This window comes from Shewanella sp. CAL98-MNA-CIBAN-0140 (genome assembly GCF_040309905.1).
GTDB lineage: Bacteria > Pseudomonadota > Gammaproteobacteria > Enterobacterales > Shewanellaceae > Shewanella > Shewanella psychromarinicola.
In genome coordinates this window covers 1-784 of the sequence record NZ_JBEOPI010000095.1, presented here as the reverse complement: position 1 = coordinate 784, position 784 = coordinate 1, and the positions used below count along the sequence as shown (strand labels likewise).

The 784-nt window shown below is 44.1% G+C and carries 1 protein-coding gene; it reads right to left on the bottom strand.

Translation table 11 applies throughout. From position 1 onward, the window contains the following. Positions 1 to 355: 355 nt before the first annotated feature. Positions 356 to 784 (bottom strand): IS3 family transposase (locus tag AAEY93_RS20310; protein ID WP_351079433.1); only part of this gene is annotated, 429 nt, incomplete at its 5' end.

Here is a 784-nt window from a genome sequence, read left to right as displayed (position 1 = left end):
AGGCGATTACGAGCGATACAAGCCTAGATGCTAGGATGGACTGCGTCCAGCTAGTGCGCTTCGCTTCTATAACAGCGGTAAAGCCTCAAGCAGATTTCTGCTCAAAAGTATTACCATGATAGAACAAAACCCCTAAGCTTCTATCTTTTGAATTTGATTGTATAGCATCTCGCAGCGAAGCGTCCTAGCATCTAGGCGGTTGCAAGTAATAGCGAGCGGTAACAGGCGATTACGAGCGATAACAAGCCTAGAGTCTAGGATGGACTGCGTCCAGCTAGTGCGCTTCGCTTCTATAACAGCGTTAAAGCGACCTGATGTGGTCAACTAAATCTGTACACCAACAGGAGTTGCGTCTTTACGCTGCCATTTCGGCTGCTGTTGGCGTCATATAATTGTTATAACTATGACCCCGTTTTATATTGTAGTGCTTCAATATATAATTCAGCACATCATGCTTTGCTTCATCAAAACTGTTGTAGCCATACTTAGGCATCCATTCTGTTTTAAAGCTTCTAAAAAAACGTTCCATTACCGCATTATCCCAGCAGTTTCCTCGTCGGCTCATGCTTTGAGTTATCTGATATTTCCAAAGCATTTGTCGATACTGAAGGCTACTGTAGTGACAACCCTGGTCAGAATGAAACACTACGTTTCTTGGACGCCCACGGCTTTCAAATGCCATTCTTAATGCTGCACAAGTCAAATCAGTATTAGGACTGTCAGAGCACGCCCAACCCACTATCTTTCTCGCGTATAAATCCATTACCACCGCTAAATAGAGCCA